The 21,303-nt window shown below is 64.1% G+C and carries 17 protein-coding genes and 1 pseudogene; 13 read left to right on the top strand and 5 right to left on the bottom strand.

The window, feature by feature from the left end:
* A pseudogene (locus J0I79_RS27715) lies at positions 1–350 on the top strand (nitrilotriacetate monooxygenase); the annotation flags it as partial.
* A complete protein-coding gene (locus tag J0I79_RS27710) occupies positions 347–1,597 on the top strand; it encodes an LLM class flavin-dependent oxidoreductase (protein WP_292866885.1) in 1,251 nt (416 codons plus the stop codon). The pseudogene J0I79_RS27715 and the gene J0I79_RS27710, both read left to right, overlap by 4 nt.
* A 12-nt stretch (positions 1,598–1,609) precedes the next feature.
* On the opposite strand, the gene J0I79_RS27705 is transcribed toward J0I79_RS27710, so the two are convergent.
* The 5 genes from J0I79_RS27705 to uraH form a co-directional block, all read right to left on the bottom strand.
* On the bottom strand, positions 1,610–2,446 hold the full coding sequence (locus J0I79_RS27705; RefSeq protein ID WP_292866883.1) for a PhzF family phenazine biosynthesis protein: 837 nt from the start codon (positions 2,444–2,446) through the stop codon (positions 1,610–1,612).
* 85 nt (positions 2,447–2,531) lie between these two features.
* Positions 2,532–3,425 (bottom strand): xanthine dehydrogenase accessory protein XdhC, encoded by an 894-nt coding sequence (gene xdhC / locus J0I79_RS27700; protein WP_292866881.1) that lies wholly within the window; start codon positions 3,423–3,425, stop codon positions 2,532–2,534.
* A 62-nt stretch (positions 3,426–3,487) separates the two neighbouring features.
* A complete protein-coding gene (gene xdhB / locus J0I79_RS27695) occupies positions 3,488–5,851 on the bottom strand; it encodes a xanthine dehydrogenase molybdopterin binding subunit (protein WP_292866879.1) in 2,364 nt (787 codons plus the stop codon).
* Positions 5,851–7,332 (bottom strand): xanthine dehydrogenase small subunit, encoded by a 1,482-nt coding sequence (gene xdhA, locus J0I79_RS27690; RefSeq protein ID WP_292866877.1) that lies wholly within the window; start codon positions 7,330–7,332, stop codon positions 5,851–5,853. Before xdhA ends, xdhB begins: the two co-directional genes overlap by 1 nt.
* A gap of 3 nt (positions 7,333–7,335) precedes the next feature.
* A complete protein-coding gene (gene uraH, locus J0I79_RS27685) occupies positions 7,336–7,710 on the bottom strand; it encodes a hydroxyisourate hydrolase (RefSeq protein WP_292866875.1) in 375 nt (124 codons plus the stop codon).
* Between the two features lie 184 nt (positions 7,711–7,894).
* On the opposite strand from uraH, the gene puuE reads away from it, so the two are divergent.
* The 11 genes from puuE to J0I79_RS27630 all read left to right on the top strand — a co-directional run bounded on the left by puuE (position 7,895) and on the right by J0I79_RS27630 (position 21,256).
* Positions 7,895–9,313, top strand: a complete 1,419-nt coding sequence (puuE, locus tag J0I79_RS27680; RefSeq protein WP_292866873.1) for an allantoinase PuuE — start codon at positions 7,895–7,897, stop codon at positions 9,311–9,313.
* A gap of 11 nt (positions 9,314–9,324) precedes the next feature.
* Complete coding sequence (locus tag J0I79_RS27675) at positions 9,325–10,188, top strand: bifunctional allantoicase/(S)-ureidoglycine aminohydrolase (protein WP_292866871.1); 864 nt, start codon at positions 9,325–9,327, stop codon at positions 10,186–10,188.
* Positions 10,185–10,676 carry an ureidoglycolate lyase gene (locus J0I79_RS27670; protein ID WP_292866869.1) on the top strand — a complete coding sequence of 164 codons (492 nt, stop codon included), beginning with the start codon at positions 10,185–10,187 and terminating at the stop codon, positions 10,674–10,676. The genes J0I79_RS27675 and J0I79_RS27670 overlap by 4 nt, the downstream gene beginning before the upstream one ends.
* Before the next feature lie 18 nt (positions 10,677–10,694).
* Positions 10,695–11,288, top strand: a complete 594-nt coding sequence (locus J0I79_RS27665) for a nucleoside deaminase (protein WP_292866867.1) — start codon at positions 10,695–10,697, stop codon at positions 11,286–11,288.
* A 104-nt stretch (positions 11,289–11,392) separates the two neighbouring features.
* Positions 11,393–13,378, top strand: a complete 1,986-nt coding sequence (locus J0I79_RS27660) for a CocE/NonD family hydrolase (protein WP_292866887.1) — start codon at positions 11,393–11,395, stop codon at positions 13,376–13,378.
* A gap of 154 nt (positions 13,379–13,532) precedes the next feature.
* Positions 13,533–15,119, top strand: coding sequence for an ABC transporter substrate-binding protein (locus J0I79_RS27655; protein WP_292866865.1), 1,587 nt, complete (start codon positions 13,533–13,535; stop codon positions 15,117–15,119).
* Positions 15,120–15,135: 16 nt separating this feature from the next.
* Positions 15,136–16,095, top strand: coding sequence for an ABC transporter permease (locus J0I79_RS27650; protein ID WP_137929022.1), 960 nt, complete (start codon positions 15,136–15,138; stop codon positions 16,093–16,095).
* A gap of 9 nt (positions 16,096–16,104) precedes the next feature.
* On the top strand, positions 16,105–16,929 hold the full coding sequence (locus J0I79_RS27645) for an ABC transporter permease (RefSeq protein WP_292866860.1): 825 nt from the start codon (positions 16,105–16,107) through the stop codon (positions 16,927–16,929).
* On the top strand, positions 16,929–18,584 hold the full coding sequence (locus tag J0I79_RS27640; RefSeq protein WP_292866858.1) for an ABC transporter ATP-binding protein: 1,656 nt from the start codon (positions 16,929–16,931) through the stop codon (positions 18,582–18,584). The genes J0I79_RS27645 and J0I79_RS27640 overlap by 1 nt, the downstream gene beginning before the upstream one ends.
* Positions 18,585–18,729: 145 nt before the next feature.
* The gene (locus tag J0I79_RS27635) at positions 18,730–20,319 is read left to right on the top strand and encodes an ABC transporter substrate-binding protein (RefSeq protein WP_292866856.1); all 1,590 of its coding nucleotides are present in this window, start codon (positions 18,730–18,732) and stop codon (positions 20,317–20,319) included.
* 97 nt (positions 20,320–20,416) lie between these two features.
* The gene (locus J0I79_RS27630) at positions 20,417–21,256 is read left to right on the top strand and encodes an alkaline phosphatase family protein (protein ID WP_292866854.1); all 840 of its coding nucleotides are present in this window, start codon (positions 20,417–20,419) and stop codon (positions 21,254–21,256) included.
* Positions 21,257–21,303: the final 47 nt, after the last annotated feature.

The following is a 21,303-nucleotide window of genomic DNA, read 5'->3' as shown; positions in this document are numbered from 1 at the left end:
CCGCCGACGTCATCCTGCTCGACGAGCGGCAGGCGCAGGAAAAGGCATACAGCGATAATCTCAAGCGCCGCGTTTCGGACTGCGGTCGCGAACCGGATGCGGTTAAGATACTGGCTGACGTGTCGGTCGCCGCCGAGGGCATGGGCGGATTGGCCGACCGGCTGGAAGAAGAGTTCCGTTCGAAAAACCGCGATGGCTTCAGCATCCGGCTGCCGGCACAGCTTTCCGTACTCGGAGATTTCACCGATCGCGTTCTGCCGGATCTGAGACGGCGCGGACTGCTGCGAGACGCCTATCGGGGCGCGACCTTGCGCTCGCATCTCGGGCTTGCCGGCGGAGGTGACCAATGACCGCCCAGATGAAGCTCGGCGCCTTCCTGTGGGCGACCGGCCACCACATCGCCGCCTGGCGCCATCCCAAGGCGCATGTCACCGCGGGCATCGATATCGATCATTACATCCAGCTGGCGCGCATGGCGGAAGCGGCCAAGTTCGACATGATCTTCTGCGAGGACGCCGCGGGCTTGCGCGAAGCCAATGTCGGTATCGCCAGCCAGACGTCGCGCTCGATTGGCTTCGAGCCGATCAGCCTGCTTTCGGCGCTCGCCGCGCAGACCAGCCGCATCGGCCTCGTTTCCACCGCCTCCACCAGCTACAACGAGCCCTACGGGCTGGCGCGGACCTTCCTGTCGCTCGATCATCTGAGCGGCGGCCGCGCCGGCTGGAATCTCGTCACCTCGGCCAGCCCTATAGAGGCCGCCAACTTCGGCGCGACCGGCCTCAAGCCCCATGCCGACCGCTATGAGCGGGCACGCGAATTCGCCGAGGTGGTGAACCAGCTGTGGAGCGGCAATCCCGGCTCCGGACATGAAGGCCAGAGCTTTTCGGTGCGCGATCCGCTCGACCTGCCGCGTTCGCCGCAAGGCGCGCCTGTCATGGTGCAGGCGGGAGCGTCGGATGTCGGCCGCGACCTCGCCGCCCGCACCGCCGATGTCGTGTTCACGGCGGCACAGACTTTCGAGGAAGCAAAAGCCTTCTATGACGATCTCAAGGGGCGCATGGCAGCCTATGGCCGCGAGCCCGACGACATCAAGATCATGCCCGGCGTGGCGCCCGTGGTGGCGGAAACCGAGACGGAAGCGCGCGAGAAATTCGAGGAATTGCAGGCGCTGATCCCGGACGATGTCGGCGTCGCGCTGCTGTCCAGCTATCTCAGCATTTCCGACCTATGGCGCTATCCGATCGACGGGCCGCTGCCCGAATTGCCCGAGAGCGAGGGGATGAAAAGCCGGCAGGCGCTGGTCGTCGAGCAGTCGCGGCGCGACGGACTTTCGATCCGCCAGCTAGCCCGCCACTTCGCCGGCGCGCGCGGCCATTGGCGCATTGTCGGGACGGCAGTGCAGGTCGCGGACGAATTGCAGGCGCGCTTCGAAGGCGGCGCCGCCGACGGCTTCAACGTCATGCCGTCCTATTTTCCCGGCGAACTCGACGCCTTCGCGAAGTTGGTCGTGCCGGAACTGCAACGTCGTGGCCTGTTCCGCAAGGAGTATGAAGGCCCCACGCTACGCGAGCATCTGGGCTTGAAACGGCCGGCCTGAGGCCATTCGCTTCTATGCCTCGTCCATCATGCGGGCGGTGCCGGAAACCCTGATCGAGCCGCCGATTTCCGGACCGATCTGGGCTTGCAGGCGCGAACGCATGCCCATGTCCTCGCCCTGGACGACATCGATCGCGCCGCCATGCGGCCAGCCGAGGTCTCTGAGATAGCCGGCAAAGGCGGCCGTCGAGGCGCCGGTGGCAGGATCCTCATAGACCCCGCCGGAAGCGAAGGGATTGCGCGTATGGAAGAGGCGCGGCGTTTCGGCATGGGCCAGCAGGATGGTTACCAGCCCTTCACGACGCATGAGGACCTGCCCGGCCTTCAGGTCGTAGCGCATGGCGGACAACGCCTCACGCGACTTGAGCGCCAGAACGAGATGGTCCGCGCCGCCATGGATCAGCGCCGGCGCGATCGCCGGATCGAGATCGGTGGCTGAGTAACCGAACAATGCCAATGCCTCGGCAACCAGTTCCGGCGAGGCCGGCTTGCTGCGGGTTGGTGGAGACTGCAAGGCGGCAGCGATGTTCGCGCCATCGCGGAACCCCTCGACCGTGATGTTCGCCTGATTGAGGATGAGCGGGAACGTTCCATCGCCAAATTGCCGGACCAGCGCCGCGCCAAGGGCGATGGTGGCGTGACCGCAGAAGGGAACCTCCGATTCCGGCGAGAAATAGCGCACGCGCCAGTTGTCGCCTTCACGCGTGGCGAAGGCGGTTTCCGAAAACCCGACTTCAGCCGCGATGCGCTGCATTTCGTCGGCCTCGGGCAAGGTATCGCCGATCAGAACGCCGGCAGGATTGCCGCCGGTGTTGTCATCCGAAAACGCGGCGATCTTCAGAACGTCCATATGTCTTGGTCCCATGCTGCAATGCCGGGATACAGCAAACGTGCCTGTCATGCGATTGAAAAGGATAGGCTGCAATCCGGCGGGATCAGCGGGCTATGGCCTTATGGCGCTGGACCTCGTAACCGGCCTCCGATGCCGCGTTATGAACCACCACAGCCGTCATGATTTCGGCGGCGGCCAGCGCGGCTATGACCGGCGGGCGCTTGTCCTTGACGGCGTCGCCGCCGATCGGCGAGACGAGGCGGGCAAACTCCATTTCAGTGCCATCAGCCGATTTCAGGAACCAGTTCCTGAAGGTGGCTTTCTTGGTCTTCGAGCCGATCATGCCGACATAGGCCGCGTCGTCACGTTTCAGCGCTTCGGCGACGATGAGGAAATCCAGCGCGTGGTCGTGCGTTAGGATGGCGAAGGCGGTGCCTGGCGGCGCCTTTCTCACCTCTGCTTCGGGCATCGGCGTCAGCCGTGTTTCGACGGTTTCCGGCATGCCTTCCAGCGCTTCGGCGCGGGTCTCGATGACGACGCCGTGGACAGGAAGCAGCGCAACCGCCGAAGCCAGCGCCTGGCCGACATGGCCGCCGCCAAAGATGTAGACATGCGGCAGGTGCGCTTCCTCGGCTTCGGCGGCCTGGATCATTTCAGCCTCGAGCCCTTTGTCGACGATGCGGATAAGCACCTCCACGCGGCCGCCACAGCATTGGCCGATTTCAGGCCCCAGCGGAATGTCGAGCGTGGCGCAGATCTCGTCGACCTCGATGCGGGCACGCCTTCCTTTTGAAGAGGGAAGCATCTGCCTGGCCTTGTCGATGGCCATATATTCGAGCTGGCCACCGCCGATCGTGCCGAAGATCGCCGTCGGCGAGACAAGCATGAAGGCGCCCTTCTCGCGCGGCGTCGAGCCCTTGGTGCCCGCCACCTCGACCAAGGCAAGCCGGCCGGCGCTGCTCAGAAAGGCTTTCAGGCTTTGCACTTTCGAGTTCATTTCTCACGTTCCCGAACAGGGAATATAGGCTTTTCCAGCCCGGATTGCATCTTTGCCGGCTTTCAGGCGCCGCCCTTGACCTCTTTCTTCAGCCGCTCGATCGCCATCAGCACGCGTTCCGGCGTCGCCGGCGCATCGAGGCGGGGGCAGATCCTGTGATCGGCGACACTGGCCACCGCATCCGACAAGGCGTGCAGAACCGACATGCCATGCGGCAGCGGCGGCTCGCCGACCGCCTTGGAGCGATGGATGGTCGGCTCATAGGCCTGCGACCAGTCGGTCAGCGCCACGTTGAAAATCTTCGGGCGGTCCGAAGCCAGCGGGATCTTGTAGGTGGACGGCGCATGGGTGCGCAGCCGGCCCTTATCGTCCCACCACAGTTCCTCGGTCGTCAGCCAGCCCATGCCCTGTATGAAGCCGCCCTCGACCTGGCCGATGTCGATGGCGCGGTTCAGCGACCGGCCGCAATCGTGCAGGATGTCGGCGCGCTCGACGACATATTCACCGGTCAGCGTGTCGACCGACACTTCCGCGCAGGCCGCGCCATAGGCGTAGTAATAGAAGGCGTGACCCTGGCCCTTGCTGCGGTCCCAATGGATTTTCGGCGTCTTGTAGAAGCCGGCCGCCGAAAGCTGGACACGCGCGATATAGGCCTGCTTGACCAGATCGTTGAAGGAGACCTCCTGATTGCCGATGCGCACCCGATTGGGCAGGAACACGACCTGGTCGACGGGAACCTGATATCTTTCGGCGGCGAAGTCGGTCAGCCGCTCGCGGATCTGGCGGGCGGCGTTCTGCGCCGCCATGCCGTTGAGATCGGCGCCGGAGGACGCCGCCGTCGGCGAAGTGTTGGGCACCTTGGCGGTCGTGGTGGCGGTGATCTTGACCCGGTCGAGGTCGATCTGGAATTCCTCCGCCACGACCTGCGCCACCTTGAGATGCAGCCCCTGGCCCATTTCGGTGCCGCCATGGTTCATGTGCACCGAGCCGTCGGCATAGACATGCACCAGCGCGCCGGCCTGGTTGGATTCGGTCTTGGTGAAGGAGATGCCGAACTTGACCGGCGTCAGCGCCAGGCCGCGCTTGATGAAGCGGCTGTTGGCGTTGAAGGCCCTGATCTCGCGCCGCCGCCTTGCGTAGCCGGCGCTCTCTTCCAGTTCCGCCACGACACGCTGGATGATGCAGTCCTCGACCTTCTGGTGATAGGGCGTGACGTTGCGGTGACCGATCGCCTCCATCGGGTCGTAAAAATTCAGCTTGCGGATTTCGAGCGGGTCCTTGCCGACGGCGAAGGCGACCTCGTCGATGACGCGCTCGGCCCCGACCATGCCTTGCGGACCGCCGAAGCCGCGGAACGCGGTGTTGGAAACCGTGTTGGTATAGAGCGGCGCCGATTTGGCGTGAACGTTCGGGTAGAAATAGGCGTTGTCGCAATGAAACAGCGCGCGGTCGCCGACCGGACCGGACAGGTCGGCCGAGAACCCGGCATTGAGCGCGAACATGAAATCGACGCCGAGGATTCTGCCCTCGTCGTCGAAGCCTACTTCATAATCGATGGCGAAGTCGTGCCGCTTGCCAGTGGCGGTCATGTCCTCGTCGCGATCGAGCCGGATTTTGACCGCCCGCTTCAGCCTCTTGGCCGCGATGGCGGCGATGGCCGCGCACTGGTTGGCCTGGGTTTCCTTGCCGCCGAAGCCGCCGCCCATGCGGCGGACTTCCACGGTCACGGCATGGCTCGGGACGCCCAGCGCGTGGGCGACCAGGTGCTGGGTCTCGCTCGGTCCCTGGGTGGAGCAATAGACGATGACTTCGTCATCCTCGCCCGGCACGGCGAGCGAAACCTGGCCTTCGAGATAGAAATGATCCTGACCGCCGAGCTTCATGCGCCCCTTGACCCGGCGGGGCGCCGCGGCGATTGCCGCGGCCGCGTCGCCGCGCCGCAAGGTCAGCGGCGTGGTCACCTGCTTGTCCTTGACCGGGTCGAGGTCCCAGATGCCGATCAGCGCCGGGAGCTCGTCATACTCGATCTTTGCAAAGCGCGCGGCGCGACGGGCGGCCTCCCGCGTCTCGGCGATCACCGCGAAGATCGGCTGGCCGAAGAACTGCACCTTGCCTTCCGCCAGCACCGGATCGTCGTGCATGTTGCTGGGCGAGACATCGTTTTCGCCAGGCACGTCGGCATAGGTCAGGACGTCGACGACGCCGGGCGCCGCGCGCACCGCCGAGAGATCGACGCTTTTCAGGGTGCCGTGCGCCACCTTCGACAGGCCGAGCCCGACATGCAGCGTGCCGGCCGGTTCCGGCATGTCGTCGATATAGACGGCGCTGCCGCTGACATGTTTGTGGGCGGAATCATGCCGCTGGTCGGTAGCGACGCCGCCAACGATCTTCTCGGCCTTCAGGTTAGGCGTGGTGTGCTTGTTCATCATGCCGCCTCGCTGCGTGAAACCTGGAACGGCGCCTTGGTGCCGGTGGTTTCCACATAGAAGCGCAGCAAAAGGTTTTTCGCCGCCAGGGCCCGGTAGGCCGCTGTCGCGCGCATATCGGTGAGCGGCGTGAAATCGCTGGCATATTCGGACATGGCGGCTTCAACCGTCGCTTCGTTCCAGACCTTGCCGACCAGCGCCTTCTCGACGGCGGAGGCCCGCTTCGGCGTCGCCGCCATGCCGCCATAGGCGATGCGGATGTCGGCCACAGAGCCATCCTCGGCCAGGGTCAGGCAGAAAGCGCCAAGGGTCGCGGTGATGTCCTCGTCGCGACGCTTGGTGACCTTGTAGACGGCGAATTTCGTGTCCTTTGCCGGCACCGGCACATGCACGGCTTCGACGAACTCGCCGGGCTGACGGTCCTGCTTGCCGTAGGCGATGAAGAAGTCCTGCAAGGGAATCGTGCGCCGTTCATCGCCCTTGCGCAGCGTGAGGCGCGCGCCGAGCGCAATCAGCGGCGGCGGCGTGTCGCCGATCGGCGAACCGTTGGCGATGTTGCCGCCGATGGTGCCCATGTTGCGCACCTGCTCGCCGCCGATGCGATCGACCAGCGGACCGAGTGCGGGAATGCGTTTCGACAGCGTCGAGAAGGCTTCGGTATAGGTGACGCCGGCGCCGATCGATATCACGCCCTTGTCTTCGGTGATGCCGCCAAGCCCGTCGAGATTGCCGATGAAGATGACCGGCGAGATGTCGCGCATGTGCTTGGTCACCCACAAGCCGACATCGGTCGAACCGGCGACGACCGTCGCTGTCGGTTCGGTCGCGAAGACGGCGGCGAAATCGTCGGCATCGGCCGGCACGATCAGCCGCTTCTTGCCGGCGCCGATCTCGACCCTGGCGCGGTCATGCAGCGCTTGCAGCCGCTCCATAATGTCCTGGCGCTCCAGGGCCAACGGGTCTTTCGCCGCTTTGCCATAGGTGGAAATGGCGTGCGCGGCACGCATGATCGCCTCATAGCCGGTGCAGCGGCAGAGATTGCCCTGCAGCGCCTTTTCGATGGCCGCATTGGAAGGATCCGGCGACTTCATCCACAGCCCGTAGAGCGACATGATGAAGCCCGGCGTGCAAAAGCCGCATTGCGAGCCGTGGAAATCGACCATTGCCTGCTGCACCGGATGCAGCTTGCCCGGCTCGCCGCGCAGATGCTCGACCGTCACGACATGGGTGGCGTCCAGCGAGCCGAGGAAGCGGATGCAGGCATTGACGCTTTCATAGACCAGTCCAGCCGCCGAGAGCTTGCCGACCAGCACGGTACAGGCGCCGCAATCGCCCTCGGCGCAGCCTTCCTTGGTGCCGCGCAGCGAACGGTCGAGCCGCAGCCAGTCGAGCAAGGTCGCGTCCGGTGCCACGGAGGACAGCGCGACATCCCTGCCATTGAGGATGAAACGGATTTCGTTGCGGATGTCGATCTTCGCCATGTCTCAGCTCCCCCGATAGGTCGAGTAGCCGTAGGGAGATATCAAGAGCGGAACATGATAATGCCGCTCCTCCGCCATGCCGAAGCGGATCGGCACGCTGTCGAGGAAAGCCGGCTCGGGCAGTTTCGTGCCCTGGCCGCGCAGATAGTCTCCGGCGGCGAACACCAGTTCATATTCGCCGGTGAGGAACTCCTGGCCGGCCAGCAACGGGGCGTCGCAGCGGCCGTCGGAATTGGTGACGACGCTCTTCAGATGCGCCCGGGCCGGGCCGTCGAGGCGATAGAGCGCGATCGACAATCCAGCCGCCGGCATGCCGGTTGCCGTGTCCAGGACATGGGTCGTCAGACGCCCGCCACCGGCTTTCGACGTTTCTGCCATTGGCCGCCTCCCATCCAGGTACATCAGAACACTAGTGATGAATTGTGCGCCAATTAAAGGCGATGCATAAGTCCCGGTCGAGCGGAGCGCGACAAAAACAGTTTCAAAAATTTTGAGGGGAATGCGCAAGCAGCCCTTTCGATATTCTGGCGATACTTCCGGTGATGCCGGGCGTGGAGGGACGATGCGTTACGAGAGAGACATGCGTGGCTACGGAGCCAATCCGCCGGATCCGAAATGGCCTGGCGGCGCGCATGTCGCGGTGCAGTTCGTCGTCAATTACGAAGAGGGCGGCGAGAACTGCGTCCTCCATGGCGACAAGGCCTCGGAGGCCTTCCTGTCGGAAATCGTCGGCGCCGCGCCCTGGGTCGGCCAGCGCCACTGGAACATGGAATCGATCTACGAATATGGCGCGCGGGCCGGCTTCTGGCGCCTGCTGCGGCTGTTCAGCGAAGAGCAGGTGCCTGTCACCTGCTACGGCGTCGCCACGGCACTGGCACGATCGCCCGACCAGGTCACGGCCATGCAGGACGCCGGCTGGGAGATCGCCTCGCATGGGCTCCGATGGATCGACTATCGCGACCACAGCGCCGAGGACGAGCGCCGCGATCTCGAAGCGGCGATCAAGCTTCATTACGAGGTGACCGGCCAGCGGCCGACCGGCTGGTATACGGGCCGCACCTCGGTCAACACGGTTCGTCTCGTCGCCGAGGAAGGCGGCTTCGACTACGTTTCCGATACCTATGACGACGAATTGCCCTACTGGTTCGAGCACAAGGGCGGCACGCAGCTCATCATTCCCTACACGCTCGACGCCAACGACATGCGTTTCGCAACGCCGCAGGGCTTCAATTCGGGCGACCAGTTCTTCGCCTATCTGAAGGACAGTTTCGACACACTCTACGCCGAAGGCAAAGCGGGACGGCCGCGCATGATGAACATCGGCCTGCATTGCCGCCTCGTCGGGCGGCCGGGGCGGGTGGCGGCGCTGAAGCGCTTCGTCGACTATGTCAAATCGCATGACAAGGTCTGGCTGGCGCGGCGCATCGACATTGCCCGTCACTGGCAGGAAAACCATCCCTACGCGCCGGCGGTACTGCGCCCTTCGAAGATGGAATTCGAGACCTTCGTTCACACTTTCGGCGGTGTGTTCGAGCATTCGCCCTGGATCGCCGAACGCGCCTACGAACTGGAACTCGGCCCGGCGCATGACACGGCGGGCGGCCTGCACAATGCGCTGTGCCGCATTTTCCGGGCCGCCAGCGAGACTGAACGGCTCGGCGTGCTCAACGCCCATCCCGACCTCGCCGGCAAGCTGGCCAAGGCCAAGCGGCTGACGGCCGAATCGACCCGGGAACAGGCCTCCGCAGGCCTCGACGCGCTGACCGACAAGGAACGCGAACTGTTTTCCAAGCTCAACGCCGCCTACGTCACCACCTTCGGTTTCCCCTTCATCATCGCGGTGAAGGGCAAGACAAAGGAGCAAATCCTCGCCGAATTCGAAACCCGCATCGGCAACAGCCGCGGCGCCGAATTCGACACAGCCTGCAAGCAGGTCGAGCGCATCGCGCTGCTGCGGCTGAAAGACATGCTCCCGCAATAGGATCAAGGCCAATGGATATGATCAAGACGCTAGAGCGAACCTATTATGCGCCGCATGGCGGCCACCCCGGCCAGAACGAGCTCCTGACCGGACGCGCCGTCTTCACCGAAGCCTATGCGGTCATCCCCAAGGGCGTGATGCAGGATATCGTCACCAGCCCGCTGCCTTTCTGGGACGACACAAGGGCCTGGATCATCGCAAGGCCGCTGTCGGGCTTTGCCGAGACGTTTTCACAGTACATCGTCGAAGTCCTGCCCGGCGGTGGCAGCGACCGGCCCGAACCCGATGCCAGGGCCGAGGGCGTGCTGTTCGTGGTCGAGGGCGAGCTCACCGTGTCGCTTGCCGGCAAGAAGCATGTGCTGGCGCCCGGCGGCTTTGCCTTCCTGCCGCCGGCGAGCGGCTGGACGGTGCGCAACCGGAGCGGTGCGGCCGTCCGCTTCCACTGGATCCGCAAGGCCTATGAGGCCGTCGAAGGCCTCGATGCGCCGGAAGCCTTCTTCTCGAGCGACCAGCAGGTCGCGCCCAGCCCGATGCCCGGGACAGAAGGCCGCTGGGCGACGACCCGCTTCGTCGATCCCGCCGACATGCGCCACGACATGCATGTCACCATCGTCACGCTGGAACCGGGCGCGGTCATTCCCTTCGCCGAAACGCATGTCATGGAGCACGGGCTCTACGTGCTGGAGGGCAAGGCGGTCTATCGGCTGAACCAGGACTGGGTCGAGGTCGAGGCCGGCGACTTCATGTGGCTGCGCGCCTTCTGCCCGCAGGCCTGCTATGCCGGCGGCCCGGGCAAGTTCCGCTATCTGCTCTACAAGGACGTCAACCGGCACGCCAAGCTGGGCGGGGCTGATATCGGCGGCCGCGCGCGGTGACCCGCATCGTCGCACGGCCGCTGACCCGTGAGGCCTTCGCCGCCTTTGGCGATGTCATCGACATGGGCGGCGACAACCATTACCCGATCAATGGCGGCAGGGCCGAGCGCTATCATGACCTGGCGACCGCCGAGGCGGCGGGGCCGAACGCCCGCGTGCTGATCTCCATGGTGCGCGGCACGCCTTACGAATTGCCGCTGAAACTAACGATGGTCGAGCGCCATCCCTTCGGCAGCCAGGCCTTCATCCCGCTGTCGCCGCGTCCGTTCCTGGTTGTCGTCTGCCATGACGGCAAGGAAGGGCCGGGCGAGCCGCACGCCTTCATCACCGCGCCGGGACAAGGCATCAATTATTCGCGCAATCTCTGGCACGGCGTGCTGACGCCGCTCGGCGAGCCCCAGGATTTCCTGATCGTCGACCGCGGCGGCGATGGCTCCAATCTCGAGGAATTCCATTTCTCGCACGCCTACGAGATCCATCTCCCCTGAATTTCCCGGATTCCCGACATGACCGACATTTCGCTGATCGACCGGCTGCTCGACGTCATCGAGCACGACATCGTGCCGAAGACGGCGGAAGGCGTTGCCCACGGCAACAAGCTGTTCGGCGCGGCGATCCTGCGTAAGGAAGACCGGTCGCTGGTGCTGGCCGAGACCAACAACGAGATCGAAAACCCGCTCTGGCATGGCGAGGTGCATTGCCTGAAGCGTTTTTACGAAATGCCGAAAGCCGAGCGCGTCGACACCAAGGACGCGCTGTTCATCGCCACGCATGAGCCGTGCTCGCTCTGCCTGTCGGCGATAACCTGGACCGGCTTCGACAATTTCTACTACCTCTTCAGCCACGAGGATTCGCGCGACAGTTTCGCCATCCCGCACGATCTGAAGATCCTGAAAGAAGTCTTCACCCTCGATCCCGGCGGCTACAATGCCGAGAATGCCTACTGGAAGAGCTTTTCCATACGCCGGTTGGTGCGGGCGTTGCCGGAGGCCGAGCGAAACCGGCTGGAGACGCGGATCGGCAAGATCGCGGCGCGCTACGACGACCTGTCGAGCGCCTACCAGGCGAGCAAGGGTGAAAACGATATTCCGCTGAACTGAGCGTTCCGAGGCGGGAGACCGGCTAGCGGCCCAAGTCGCATATTTCGCTGCTCCAGTCGCGAATGGCGATTGAAAGTCGCCTCGGCACCGGGCGTTATGGCGCTATGAGAACCATCACCGAATTTCCCCGCAAGGTCGTCGAATTTCCCGACATGGGCATCGTCATGCCTGACGGTTGCCGGTTGTCGGCGCGGGTCTGGATGCCGCAGGACGCGGGCGACGATCCGGTGCCTGCCATCCTCGAGCATCTGCCCTACCGCAAGCGCGACGGCACCATTTTTCGCGATCAGCTGACACACCCCTATTTCGCCGGCCACGGCTACGCTTCGATCCGCGTCGACATGCGCGGCAATGGCGATTCCGAAGGGTTGATGGACGACGAATATTCCGAGCAGGAATTGCAGGATGCCTGCGACGTCATCGCCTGGGCAGCCGCCCAGCCGTGGTGCAACGGCAATGTCGGCATGATGGGCATTTCCTGGGGCGGCTTCAACTGCCTGCAGGTGGCGGCCAAGGGCCCGCCGGCCCTGAAGGCGGTGATCAGCCTGTGCTCGACCGTCGACCGCTATGCCGACGACATCCACTACAAGGGCGGCTGCCTGCTGCTCGAAAATTTCGGCTGGGCCTCGACGATGCTGTCCTATTCGTCGCGGCCGCCGGATCCGGCGATCGCCGGCGACAACAGATGGCGTGACCTGTGGCTGACCAGGCTGGAGAACCAGTCGTTCCTCCTGCCACTCTGGCTGAAACACCAGCACCGCGACGCCTACTGGAAACGCGGCTCGATCTGCGAGGATTTTTCCGCGGTCAAGGCTGCCGTGCTGTCCATCGGCGGCTGGCACGACGGCTACCGCAACACGATCTCCAACCTCGTCACCAACATCAAGGCGCCGGTGAAGGGCATCGTCGGTCCCTGGATCCACAAATATCCGCATTATGCCGGACCGCAGCCGGCCATCGGCTTCCTGCAGGAAGCGCTGCGCTGGTGGGACCACTGGCTGAAAGGTGCCGAGACCGGCGTCGAGGTCGACCCGGCCTACCGCGCCTACGTCATGGACAGCGTTCGCCCCGCCCGCTGGCACCCCGAGCGGCCCGGCCGCTGGGTCGCGGCGAAACAATGGCCGTCGCCCGCCATCAGGACGCAGACGATCGAGCTGATCCCCGCGGGAGCAGCACCCGCCATCGTCGCGTCGCCGCAGACCTGCGGGCTGGCCGGCGGCGAGTATTTTCCTTTCACTTTCGGCCCCGAGCTGCCGGGCGACCAGAGGCCGGACGATGCGCTGTCGGTGTGTTTCGACCAGCCGACGCTCGGCGAAGCGATCGACATTGTCGGCGCGCCGGAACTTCTGGTGCGCGTGTCCTCGGACCGGCCGCAGGCCAACATCGCCGTCCGGTTGTGCGACGTCCATCCGGACGGCGCGTCGGAATTGATCTCCTATGGCGTTCTCAACCTGACGCATCGCCAATCGCATGAGTTCCCGCAAGCGCTGGTGCCTGATGAAACCGTGTCGGCGCGTGTCGTGCTCGACCAGTGCGCCTACCGCGTGCCGGCCGGCCACCGTCTGCGTATCGCCGTCTCCACCGCATATTGGCCTGCCATCTGGCCCTCGCCGGAACCGGTCCGGCTCGACCTCGCGTCGGCGACACTCAACCTGCCCCTGCGCCCGCTGGCGACAGGCGACGAGACGACCTTCGCGGAACCGGAGGGCGCCACGCCATGGGCGACCGAGACGCTTCGCCCCACCAGTTCGGAACGCCATGTCGACCGCGACGAGAAGACCGGCATGGTCACGCTTTCGATAACGGACGATTTCGGCGAGGTGCGCGACCTCGACCATGGGCTCGTCAACGGCAGCATCGTGCGCGAGACCTGGACGATCCATCCTGACAACCCATTGTCAGCCTCGGGCAAGACGCACTGGACACAGACCCTGTCGCGAAATGAATGGTCGGTACGCACCGAGACGTCGGCAGAGATGCGATCCGACGCGCAAAACTTCATCGTCAGCGCCAGAATCGAGGCCTATGAGGGCGAAACCCTCGTCTTCGAGCGCGATTTCGAGGAAAAGGTCCCGCGCGCACTTCTTTGAGCAGGGATTTCATTGGTCCAAATGCGACGCGCCATTTACGCCACGGCATGTCGCATTCGGTCTTGCCTGCCGCTTTCCCTTGCGGTCATTATTCCCCTTAACAACAAGCAAGAAAATCGACCGCAGAGTCGAACCAACAGAGTGAGGAACTCAAATGTCAAACGAACTGGAATTCCTTAGCCGGCGTGTTGCGTCCGGCAAACTGAGCCGTCGTGATTTCCTGGGCCGGGCGGCAGCGCTCGGCATCGCCGCGCCCTTCGCCAACTCGCTGCTTTCAAGTGCGGCGCGTGCGGCGGGTCCGGTCAAGGGCGGCACGCTGAAGGCGGGCCTGGTCGGCGGCGAATCGACCAACAGCCTCGACCCGGCGCTGATGATGACGCAGGTGCCGTTCGCCTTCGGCAAGTGCTGGGGCGAAATGATCGTCGAGCTGTCGCCCGAGGGCAAGCTCGAGAACCGTATCGCCGAGGAGATCGGCTCGTCCAAGGACGCCAAGGTCTGGACGCTCAAGATCCGCGACGGCGTCGAGTTCCACAACGGCAAGACCGTCACTGCCGACGACGTCGCCGCCACGCTGGAACGCCATTCGGACGAGAAGTCGAAATCCGGCGCGCTCGGCTACATGAAGGGCATCGAGACCATCAAGGCCAGCGGCAAGGAAGTGGTGCTGACGCTGAAGGAGGCCAATGCCGACCTTCCCTACCTGCTCAGCGACTATCACCTGATCGTCCAGCCCAATGGCGGCAAGGACAAGCCCGACGCCGGCATCGGCGCCGGCCCCTACAAGGTCGTTACCAACGAACCGGGCGTGCGCCATGGCGGCGAGCGCTTCGCCAACTATTGGCAGGGCGACAAGATGGGCCATGCCGACCAGATCGAGGTGATCGTCATCAACGACGCCACCGCGCGCACGGCGGCGCTGCAGGGCGGCCAGGTCAACATGATCAACCGCGTCGAGCCGAAGATCGTCGACCTGATCAAGCGCGTGCCGGGCGTCACCATCCGCAACCATGCCGGCCCCGGCCACTATGTGTTCATCATGCATTGCAACACGGCGCCGTTCGACAACAACGACCTGCGCATGGCGCTCAAGCTCGCGATCGACCGCGAAGAGATGCTGACCAAGGTGCTGCGCGGCTACGGCTCGCTCGGCAACGACTTCCCGATCAATGCGTCCTACCCGCTGTTCACCGAGATCGAGCAGCGCAAATACGATCCCGACAAGGCCAAGTTCCACTACAAGAAGTCAGGCCATGACGGCACGGTGCTACTCAGGACCTCGGACGTCGCCTTCCCCGGCGCCGTCGATGCCTCGCAGCTTTTCCAGCAGAGCGCGGCCAAGGCCGGCATCAAGATCGAGCTCAAGCGCGAGCCCGGCGACGGCTACTGGAACGAGGTCTGGAACAAGCAGCCATTCTGCGCCTCCTACTGGGGCGGCCGCTCGACGCAGGACCAGATGTACTCGACCGCCTATCTGTCGACCGCCGACTGGAACGACACGCGTTTCATGCGCCCGGACTTCGACAAGATGGTGCTGGCGGCGCGCGCCGAACTGGACGAGACCAAGCGCAAGCAGATGTACCACGACATGGCCGTGCTGGTGCGCGACGAAGGCGGCCTGATTCTGCCGATGTTCAACCAGTTCATCGACGCCACCGGCGCCAAGGTGGACGGCTGGGTGGACGATCCGCACCAGGAGTTGATGAACGGCTACGCCCTGGCGAAGTGCTGGCTGCAGGCCTGAGTCCGGCTTTGCAGAGATGTCTTCACCCATCCTGAGACTAATTGCCCAGCGCATTGCGCTGGGCATCCTCCTTTTGTTGGCCATATCGGTCCTGATCTTCGCCGGCACGCAGATCCTGCCCGGCGACGTCGCGCAAGCCATTCTGGGACAGTCGGCGACACCGGAGTCGCTCGCCAACCTGCGCGAGCAGCTGGGGCTCAACGAGCCGGCCTATCTCAGGTATTTCCACTGGCTCGGCGGCGTCCTGACCGGCGACCTCGGTACGGCCATGTCCAGCGGCCAGGATATCGCCACCTCGATCAAGGGCCGGCTCTGGAACACGCTGTTCCTGGCCTTCTGGGCGGCGATCGTGGCGGTGCCGCTGGCCATCATCCTCGGCCTCATCGCGGTGCGCTACCGCAATGGTTGGGTCGACAAGCTGATCTCCGGACTGGCGCTGGCGTCGACCTCCTTTCCTGAATTCTTCATCGGTTATCTCCTGGTCTATTTCTTCGCCGTGAAATGGCAGATCTTCCCCGCCATCTCGACCGTCTATGACGGCATGCCTTTCGGTGAACGCATGCAGGCGATCGCCTTGCCGGCGACAGCGCTGACGCTGGTCGTGCTCGCTCACATGATGCGCATGACGCGCGCCGCGATCCTCAACGTCATGCAGTCGGCCTATGTCGAGACGGCCGAACTCAAGGGGCTTTCGGCTTTTGCGGTCATCCGCAAGCATGCCTTCCCGAACGCGATCGCGCCGATCATCAACGTCGTGATGCTCAACCTTGCCTATCTCATCGTCGGCGTCGTCGTGGTGGAGGTGATCTTCGTCTATCCCGGCATGGGGCAATATCTGGTCGATCATGTCACCAAGCGCGACGTCCCCGTCGTGCAGGCGGTCGGCCTGATCTTCGCCGCAGTCTACATCAGCCTCAACATCATCGCGGACATAGCGGCAATCGTCGCCAATCCGCGTCTCAGACATCCGAAATAGGGGGCTGATATGCTCGATATCAAACGCATCCCTATTCCCGCACTGATCGGCCTGGTGCTGACCGCCCTGTTCGTGCTGGCGGCGCTCTTTGCGCCGTGGATTTCGCCCCACGACAATGCCGAGATCGTCGGTGACGTCTGGGAACCGATGTCGGCGGCGCATTGGCTGGGCACCGACAATCTCGGCCGCGATCTGCTGTCGCGCATGATTTTCGGCGCCCGCATCACGCTGTTCATCGCCGTGCTCGCCACCGCGCTGTCCTTCTCGCTCGGCGCCATTCTGGGCTTTTCGGCGGCGGTGTTCGGCGGCTGGTTCGACACCATTCTGTCGCGTCTCGTCGACCTCCTGATGTCGATCCCGACGCTTATCATGGGTCTGGTCGTTCTGTCGGTGCTGCCTACCAATCTGGTGACGCTGATCCTGGTGATGGGCATTCTCGATTCGACGCGCGTCTACCGCCTGGCGCGCGCCGTCGCGGTCGACATCAACGTCATGGATTATGTCGAAGCCGCCAAGTTGCGCGGCGAAGGCAGCGCCTGGATCATCTTCCGCGAGATCCTGCCCAACGCGCTGTCGCCGCTGGTTTCGGAACTCGGGCTGCGCTTCATCTATGCAGTGCTGTTTTTGTCGACGCTCTCCTTCCTCGGCCTCGGCGTGCAACCGCCGGATGCCGACTGGGGCGGCATGGTCAAGGAAAACAAGGACGGCATTGTCTTCGGCATCGCCGCGGCGCTGATCCCGGCAGGGGCGATCGCGGCGCTGGCGATCTCGGTCAATCTCGTCGCCGACTGGGTGCTCAACCGCACGACAAGCCTGAAGGGAGGGCGCGGCTGATGGCTGACGTCAAGGCGAAGTCCACCCCTCTCCTCGACATCCGGAATCTGCGCATCGAGGCGACGGTCTATCCGCCCGGCGAGCCGCCGAAGACAATCACGCTCGTCCATGACGTGTCGCTGACGCTGGAAAAGGGCAAGGTGCTCGGCCTGATCGGAGAATCCGGCGCCGGCAAGTCGACCATCGGCCTGTCGTCCATGGGCTATGGCCGTGGCGGCGTGCGCATCACCGGCGGCGAGGTCATCCTCAACGGACGCGACATCCTGAAGGGTGGCAAGGAAGGTTTCCGCAAATTGCGGGGCCGCGAGGTCTGCTATGTAGCGCAGTCGGCCGCGGCAGCCTTCAATCCGGCCCATCGGCTGATGGACCAGGTCGTGGAAGCCACGCTGCTGCACGGCAGGGCGACGCGCGCGGAGGCCGAGAAGCGGGCCGTCGCGCTGTTCAAGAAGCTCAGCCTGCCCAACCCCGAAACGATCGGCGAGCGTTTTCCGCATCAGGTCTCGGGCGGCCAGCTGCAGCGTGTGATGACGGCGATGGCGCTGTGTTCGGAACCGGACCTGATCGTCTTCGACGAACCCACCACCGCGCTCGACGTGACGACACAGATCGACGTGCTGTCGGCGATCAAGGACGCCATCCGAGACACCCATGTCGCCGCGCTCTACATCACCCACGACCTTGCCGTGGTCGCCCAGGTTTCCGACGAGATCATGGTGCTGCGCCACGGCCGGCTGGTCGAGTGGGGCGGCACCCGCCAGATCATCAAGGAGCCGCGCCAGGAATACACCAACGCGCTGGTGTCGGTGCATGAGATCGAGCATGCCGAACAGAAGCCGGCGGCCACGCCGTTCCTGTCGGTGAAGAACGTCACCGCCGCCTATGGCGGCGGCCAGGTCAAGGTGCTGAAGAACGTCTCGGTCGATATCTATCCGGGCCAGACGCTGGCGGTGGTCGGCGAGTCCGGTTCGGGGAAATCGACGCTGGCGCGCGCCATCACCGGGTTGCTTCCGCCCGAACAGGGCAGCGTCACTTTCGACGGGCGACCGCTGGCCAACCGGCTTGCCGACCGGCCGAAGGAGGATCTGCGCCAGTTGCAGATGATCTATCAGATGGCCGACGTGGCGATGAATCCGCGCCAGACCGTCGGCACCATCATCGGCCGGCCGCTCGAATTCTATTTCGGCATGAAGGGACGTGAGCGCGACAAACGCGTGGCGGAACTGCTTGACGAAATCGAAATGGGCAAGGGCTTTGTCGACCGCTACCCGGCCGAGCTTTCGGGCGGCCAGAAGCAGCGCGTGTGCATCGCCCGCTCGCTCGCCGCCAAGCCCAAGCTGATCATCTGCGATGAGGTGACATCGGCTCTCGATCCGCTGGTGGCCAACGGCATCCTCAAGCTGCTCTTGAACCTGCAGGAGCACGAGAAGGTCGCTTATCTCTTCATCACCCACGACCTCGCGACGGTGAAGTCGATCGCCGATTCGATCGCGGTGATGTATCGCGGCGAAGTGGTCCGCTACGGCTCGAAGAGCAAGGTGCTCACGCCGCCCTTCGATGCCTATACGGACCTGCTGCTGTCGTCGGTTCCCGAGATGGAGATCGGCTGGCTGGAGAAGGCGATCAAGGGCCGGCGCATGGCCAGTGCGGGGAATTAGGGCCATTCCGGGAAAAGCGTGCAGCGGTTTTCCGCCCGGAATTGCATTGGAGCGATTGCCGTCATCCGCATGCAACACTGGAGCGCCACACGTCCTTCCGGACGGGCGCCGCCTGTGTGACGTTGTTTTCAACAAGGGGTAGGACATGAAGACTGAACTCGACCATCTCGCTGAACTCGCCGGCAAGGGCCGGATCTCGCGCCGCGACTTCCTTGGCCGCACCGCGGCACTGGGCGTGTCCGCCGCGCTGGCAACGACGCTGGCCGGAAAAGCCTTCGCGCAGACGCCGGTCAAGGGCGGCGTCCTCAAGGCCGGTCTGCAGGGCGGCGAGTCGACCAACAGCCTCGATCCCGCGCTGAACCTCAGCCAGGTCACCTACAGCTTCGGCAAGCAGTGGGGCGAATATCTCGTGCGGCTGATGCCGGACAACAGCCTGACGAACCTGATCGCCGAGGAGATCGGCGCCTCCAAGGACGCCAAGACCTGGACGATCAAGGTGCGCGACGGCATCGAGTTCCACAATGGCAAGACCGTTGTCGCCGAAGATATCGCCGCCACCATCGAGCGCCACGCCGACGAAAAATCCAAGTCCGGCGCGCTCGGCATCCTGAAGAACATCAAGGGCGTGAAGGCGAGCGGCAAGGAAGTGATCGTCACGCTGGGCGATGCCGATGCCGATTTCCCCTATCTGATGGCCGACTACCATCTCGTCATCCAGCCGAATGGCGGCAAGGACAATCCCAATGCCGGCATCAGCGCCGGCCCCTACAAGGTCACCGTCAACCAGCCGGGCGTGCGCCATGGCGGCGAGCGCTTCGCCAATTACTGGCAAGGCGACAAAATGGGGCATGCCGACCAGGTCGAGATCGTCGTCATCAACGATGCGACGGCACGGCTGGCGGCGCTTCAGGGCGGGCAGGTGCACATGATCAACCGCGTCGAGCCGAAGGTGGTCGACCTGGTCAAGCGCATCCCCGGCGTCAGCATCGAGAACGTTTCGGGCAAGGGCTACTATCCGTTCAACATGTTCTGCGACACCGCGCCCTTCGACAACAACGACCTTCGCATGGCGCTGAAGCTCGCCATGGACCGCGAGGAGATGCTGGAAAAGATCCTGCGCGGCTACGGCTCGGCGGGCAACGACTTCCCGATCAACGAGGCCTATCCGCTGTTCTCGACCGACATCGAACAGCGCAAGTTCGACCCGGAAAAGGCGGCTGCTCTCTACAAGAAGTCGGGCCATAGCGGCTCGATCCTGCTGCGCACCTCGGATGTCGCCTTCCCCGGCGCCGTCGATGCCGCCCAGCTCTACCAGCAGTCCTGCGCCAAGGCCGGCATCAAGATCGAGATCAAGCGCGAGCCCGGCGACGGCTACTGGTCGGAAGTCTGGAACAAGCAGCCCTTCTCGCTCTCCTACTGGGGCGGGCGCGCGACGCAGGACCAGATGTATTCCACCGGCTACGTTTCGACCGCCGACTGGAACGACACGCGCTTCAAGCGGCCGGAGTTCGACAAGATGCTGTTCGCCGCGCGCGGCGAACTCGACCAGGCCAAGCGCAAGGCGATCTACCACGACATGGCGGTGCTGATGCGCGACGAGGGCGGCCTGATCGTGCCGTTCTTCAACCAGTTCATCGATGCCGCCGCCACCAACAAGATCAGCGGCTTCGCCAAGAGCCCGATCGGCGAAATGATGGACGGCTACGCACTCGCCGAGTGCTGGCTCAACGCTTAGTCGGGCCCTGCCCGCCTGATTCACGTGTAAGAACGCCGCGCGCCGGAAACCGCACGCGGCGTTCCCGTTTCAACTGCCAAACCTGATGGAGCCGCCCATGGCGCTCGACACCAAGCTTCTGCTAATCATCCTCGACGGCGTGCCCTACCGGAACTGGCGACGGCTGATGGGCAATCTCGAAGGCTGGGTGCAGTCAGGCGAGGCCCAAGTGTGGAAGATGCGCTCGGTGCTGCCCTCGACCTCGGCCTGCTGTTATGCCTCGATCCACACCGGCGTGTCGCCACAGGTGCATGGCATCCTCTCCAACGAGAACCGCTTCCGGGTCAAACAGCCCGACATCTTCTCCGAAGTGAGCAAGGCCGGCGGCAAGACCGGAGCGGTGACGCATTCCTACTGGTCGGAATTCTTCCGCTCCTATCCTTTCGACCTGGTCGAGGACATGGAATATGACGAGCCAGGCGGGCCGATCACCCACGGCCGCTTCCACACCATGACCGGCTACAATGCCCGCAACCAGATGACGCCGAGCGACGTCGACCTGTTCGCGACCCTGACCATGCTGACGAAGCGCCACGGCATCGACTACGGGATCCTGCACACCTGCACGCTGGATTCGATGGGCCATCGCTTCGGCCACGACTGCCACGAGATGGATCATGCCTGCTATGCCATGGACGGCATGCTGGCGGGTTTCCTGCCGGGCTGGATCGACGCCGGCTACGAGGTGATGGTCACCGCCGACCACGGCCAGACCGACCGTGGCCACCATGGCGGCCATGACGACGAGATGCAGGACTTCGCGCTGTATTATTTCGGTTCCGGCAAGGGACCCGAGGGCGATGTGCTGCTCGACCAGTTGCAGCTGGCGCCGACCATTCTGAGCCGGCTCGGCGTGCCGGTGCCGGCGACGATGAAAGCGAAGCCCTTTTTGGGGTGATGCGCATCTTCCCCTTCTCCCCCTGTGGGAGAAAGTGGATCGGCGCG

Origin of the sequence: Mesorhizobium sp., from assembly GCF_017306585.1 — a bacterium.
Lineage (GTDB): Bacteria > Pseudomonadota > Alphaproteobacteria > Rhizobiales > Rhizobiaceae > Mesorhizobium.
This window is presented reverse-complemented; position numbering and strand designations above follow the sequence as displayed.

What these genes read in the sequence shown, in the direction of transcription:
- J0I79_RS27710 (WP_292866885.1), top strand. Translation starts at nt 347, where the DNA reads ATGACCGCCCAGATGAAGCTCGGCGCCTTCCTGTGGGCGACCGGCCAC.
- J0I79_RS27705 (WP_292866883.1), bottom strand. Translation starts at nt 2,446, where the DNA reads ATGGACGTTCTGAAGATCGCCGCGTTTTCGGATGACAACACCGGCGGC.
- xdhC (WP_292866881.1), bottom strand. Translation starts at nt 3,425, where the DNA reads ATGAACTCGAAAGTGCAAAGCCTGAAAGCCTTTCTGAGCAGCGCCGGC.
- xdhB (WP_292866879.1), bottom strand. Translation starts at nt 5,851, where the DNA reads ATGAACAAGCACACCACGCCTAACCTGAAGGCCGAGAAGATCGTTGGC.
- xdhA (WP_292866877.1), bottom strand. Translation starts at nt 7,332, where the DNA reads ATGGCGAAGATCGACATCCGCAACGAAATCCGTTTCATCCTCAATGGC.
- uraH (WP_292866875.1), bottom strand. Translation starts at nt 7,710, where the DNA reads ATGGCAGAAACGTCGAAAGCCGGTGGCGGGCGTCTGACGACCCATGTC.
- puuE (WP_292866873.1), top strand. Translation starts at nt 7,895, where the DNA reads ATGCGTTACGAGAGAGACATGCGTGGCTACGGAGCCAATCCGCCGGAT.
- J0I79_RS27675 (WP_292866871.1), top strand. Translation starts at nt 9,325, where the DNA reads ATGGATATGATCAAGACGCTAGAGCGAACCTATTATGCGCCGCATGGC.
- J0I79_RS27665 (WP_292866867.1), top strand. Translation starts at nt 10,695, where the DNA reads ATGACCGACATTTCGCTGATCGACCGGCTGCTCGACGTCATCGAGCAC.
- J0I79_RS27660 (WP_292866887.1), top strand. Translation starts at nt 11,393, where the DNA reads ATGAGAACCATCACCGAATTTCCCCGCAAGGTCGTCGAATTTCCCGAC.
- J0I79_RS27655 (WP_292866865.1), top strand. Translation starts at nt 13,533, where the DNA reads ATGTCAAACGAACTGGAATTCCTTAGCCGGCGTGTTGCGTCCGGCAAA.
- J0I79_RS27650 (WP_137929022.1), top strand. Translation starts at nt 15,136, where the DNA reads ATGTCTTCACCCATCCTGAGACTAATTGCCCAGCGCATTGCGCTGGGC.
- J0I79_RS27645 (WP_292866860.1), top strand. Translation starts at nt 16,105, where the DNA reads ATGCTCGATATCAAACGCATCCCTATTCCCGCACTGATCGGCCTGGTG.
- J0I79_RS27640 (WP_292866858.1), top strand. Translation starts at nt 16,929, where the DNA reads ATGGCTGACGTCAAGGCGAAGTCCACCCCTCTCCTCGACATCCGGAAT.
- J0I79_RS27635 (WP_292866856.1), top strand. Translation starts at nt 18,730, where the DNA reads ATGAAGACTGAACTCGACCATCTCGCTGAACTCGCCGGCAAGGGCCGG.
- J0I79_RS27630 (WP_292866854.1), top strand. Translation starts at nt 20,417, where the DNA reads ATGGCGCTCGACACCAAGCTTCTGCTAATCATCCTCGACGGCGTGCCC.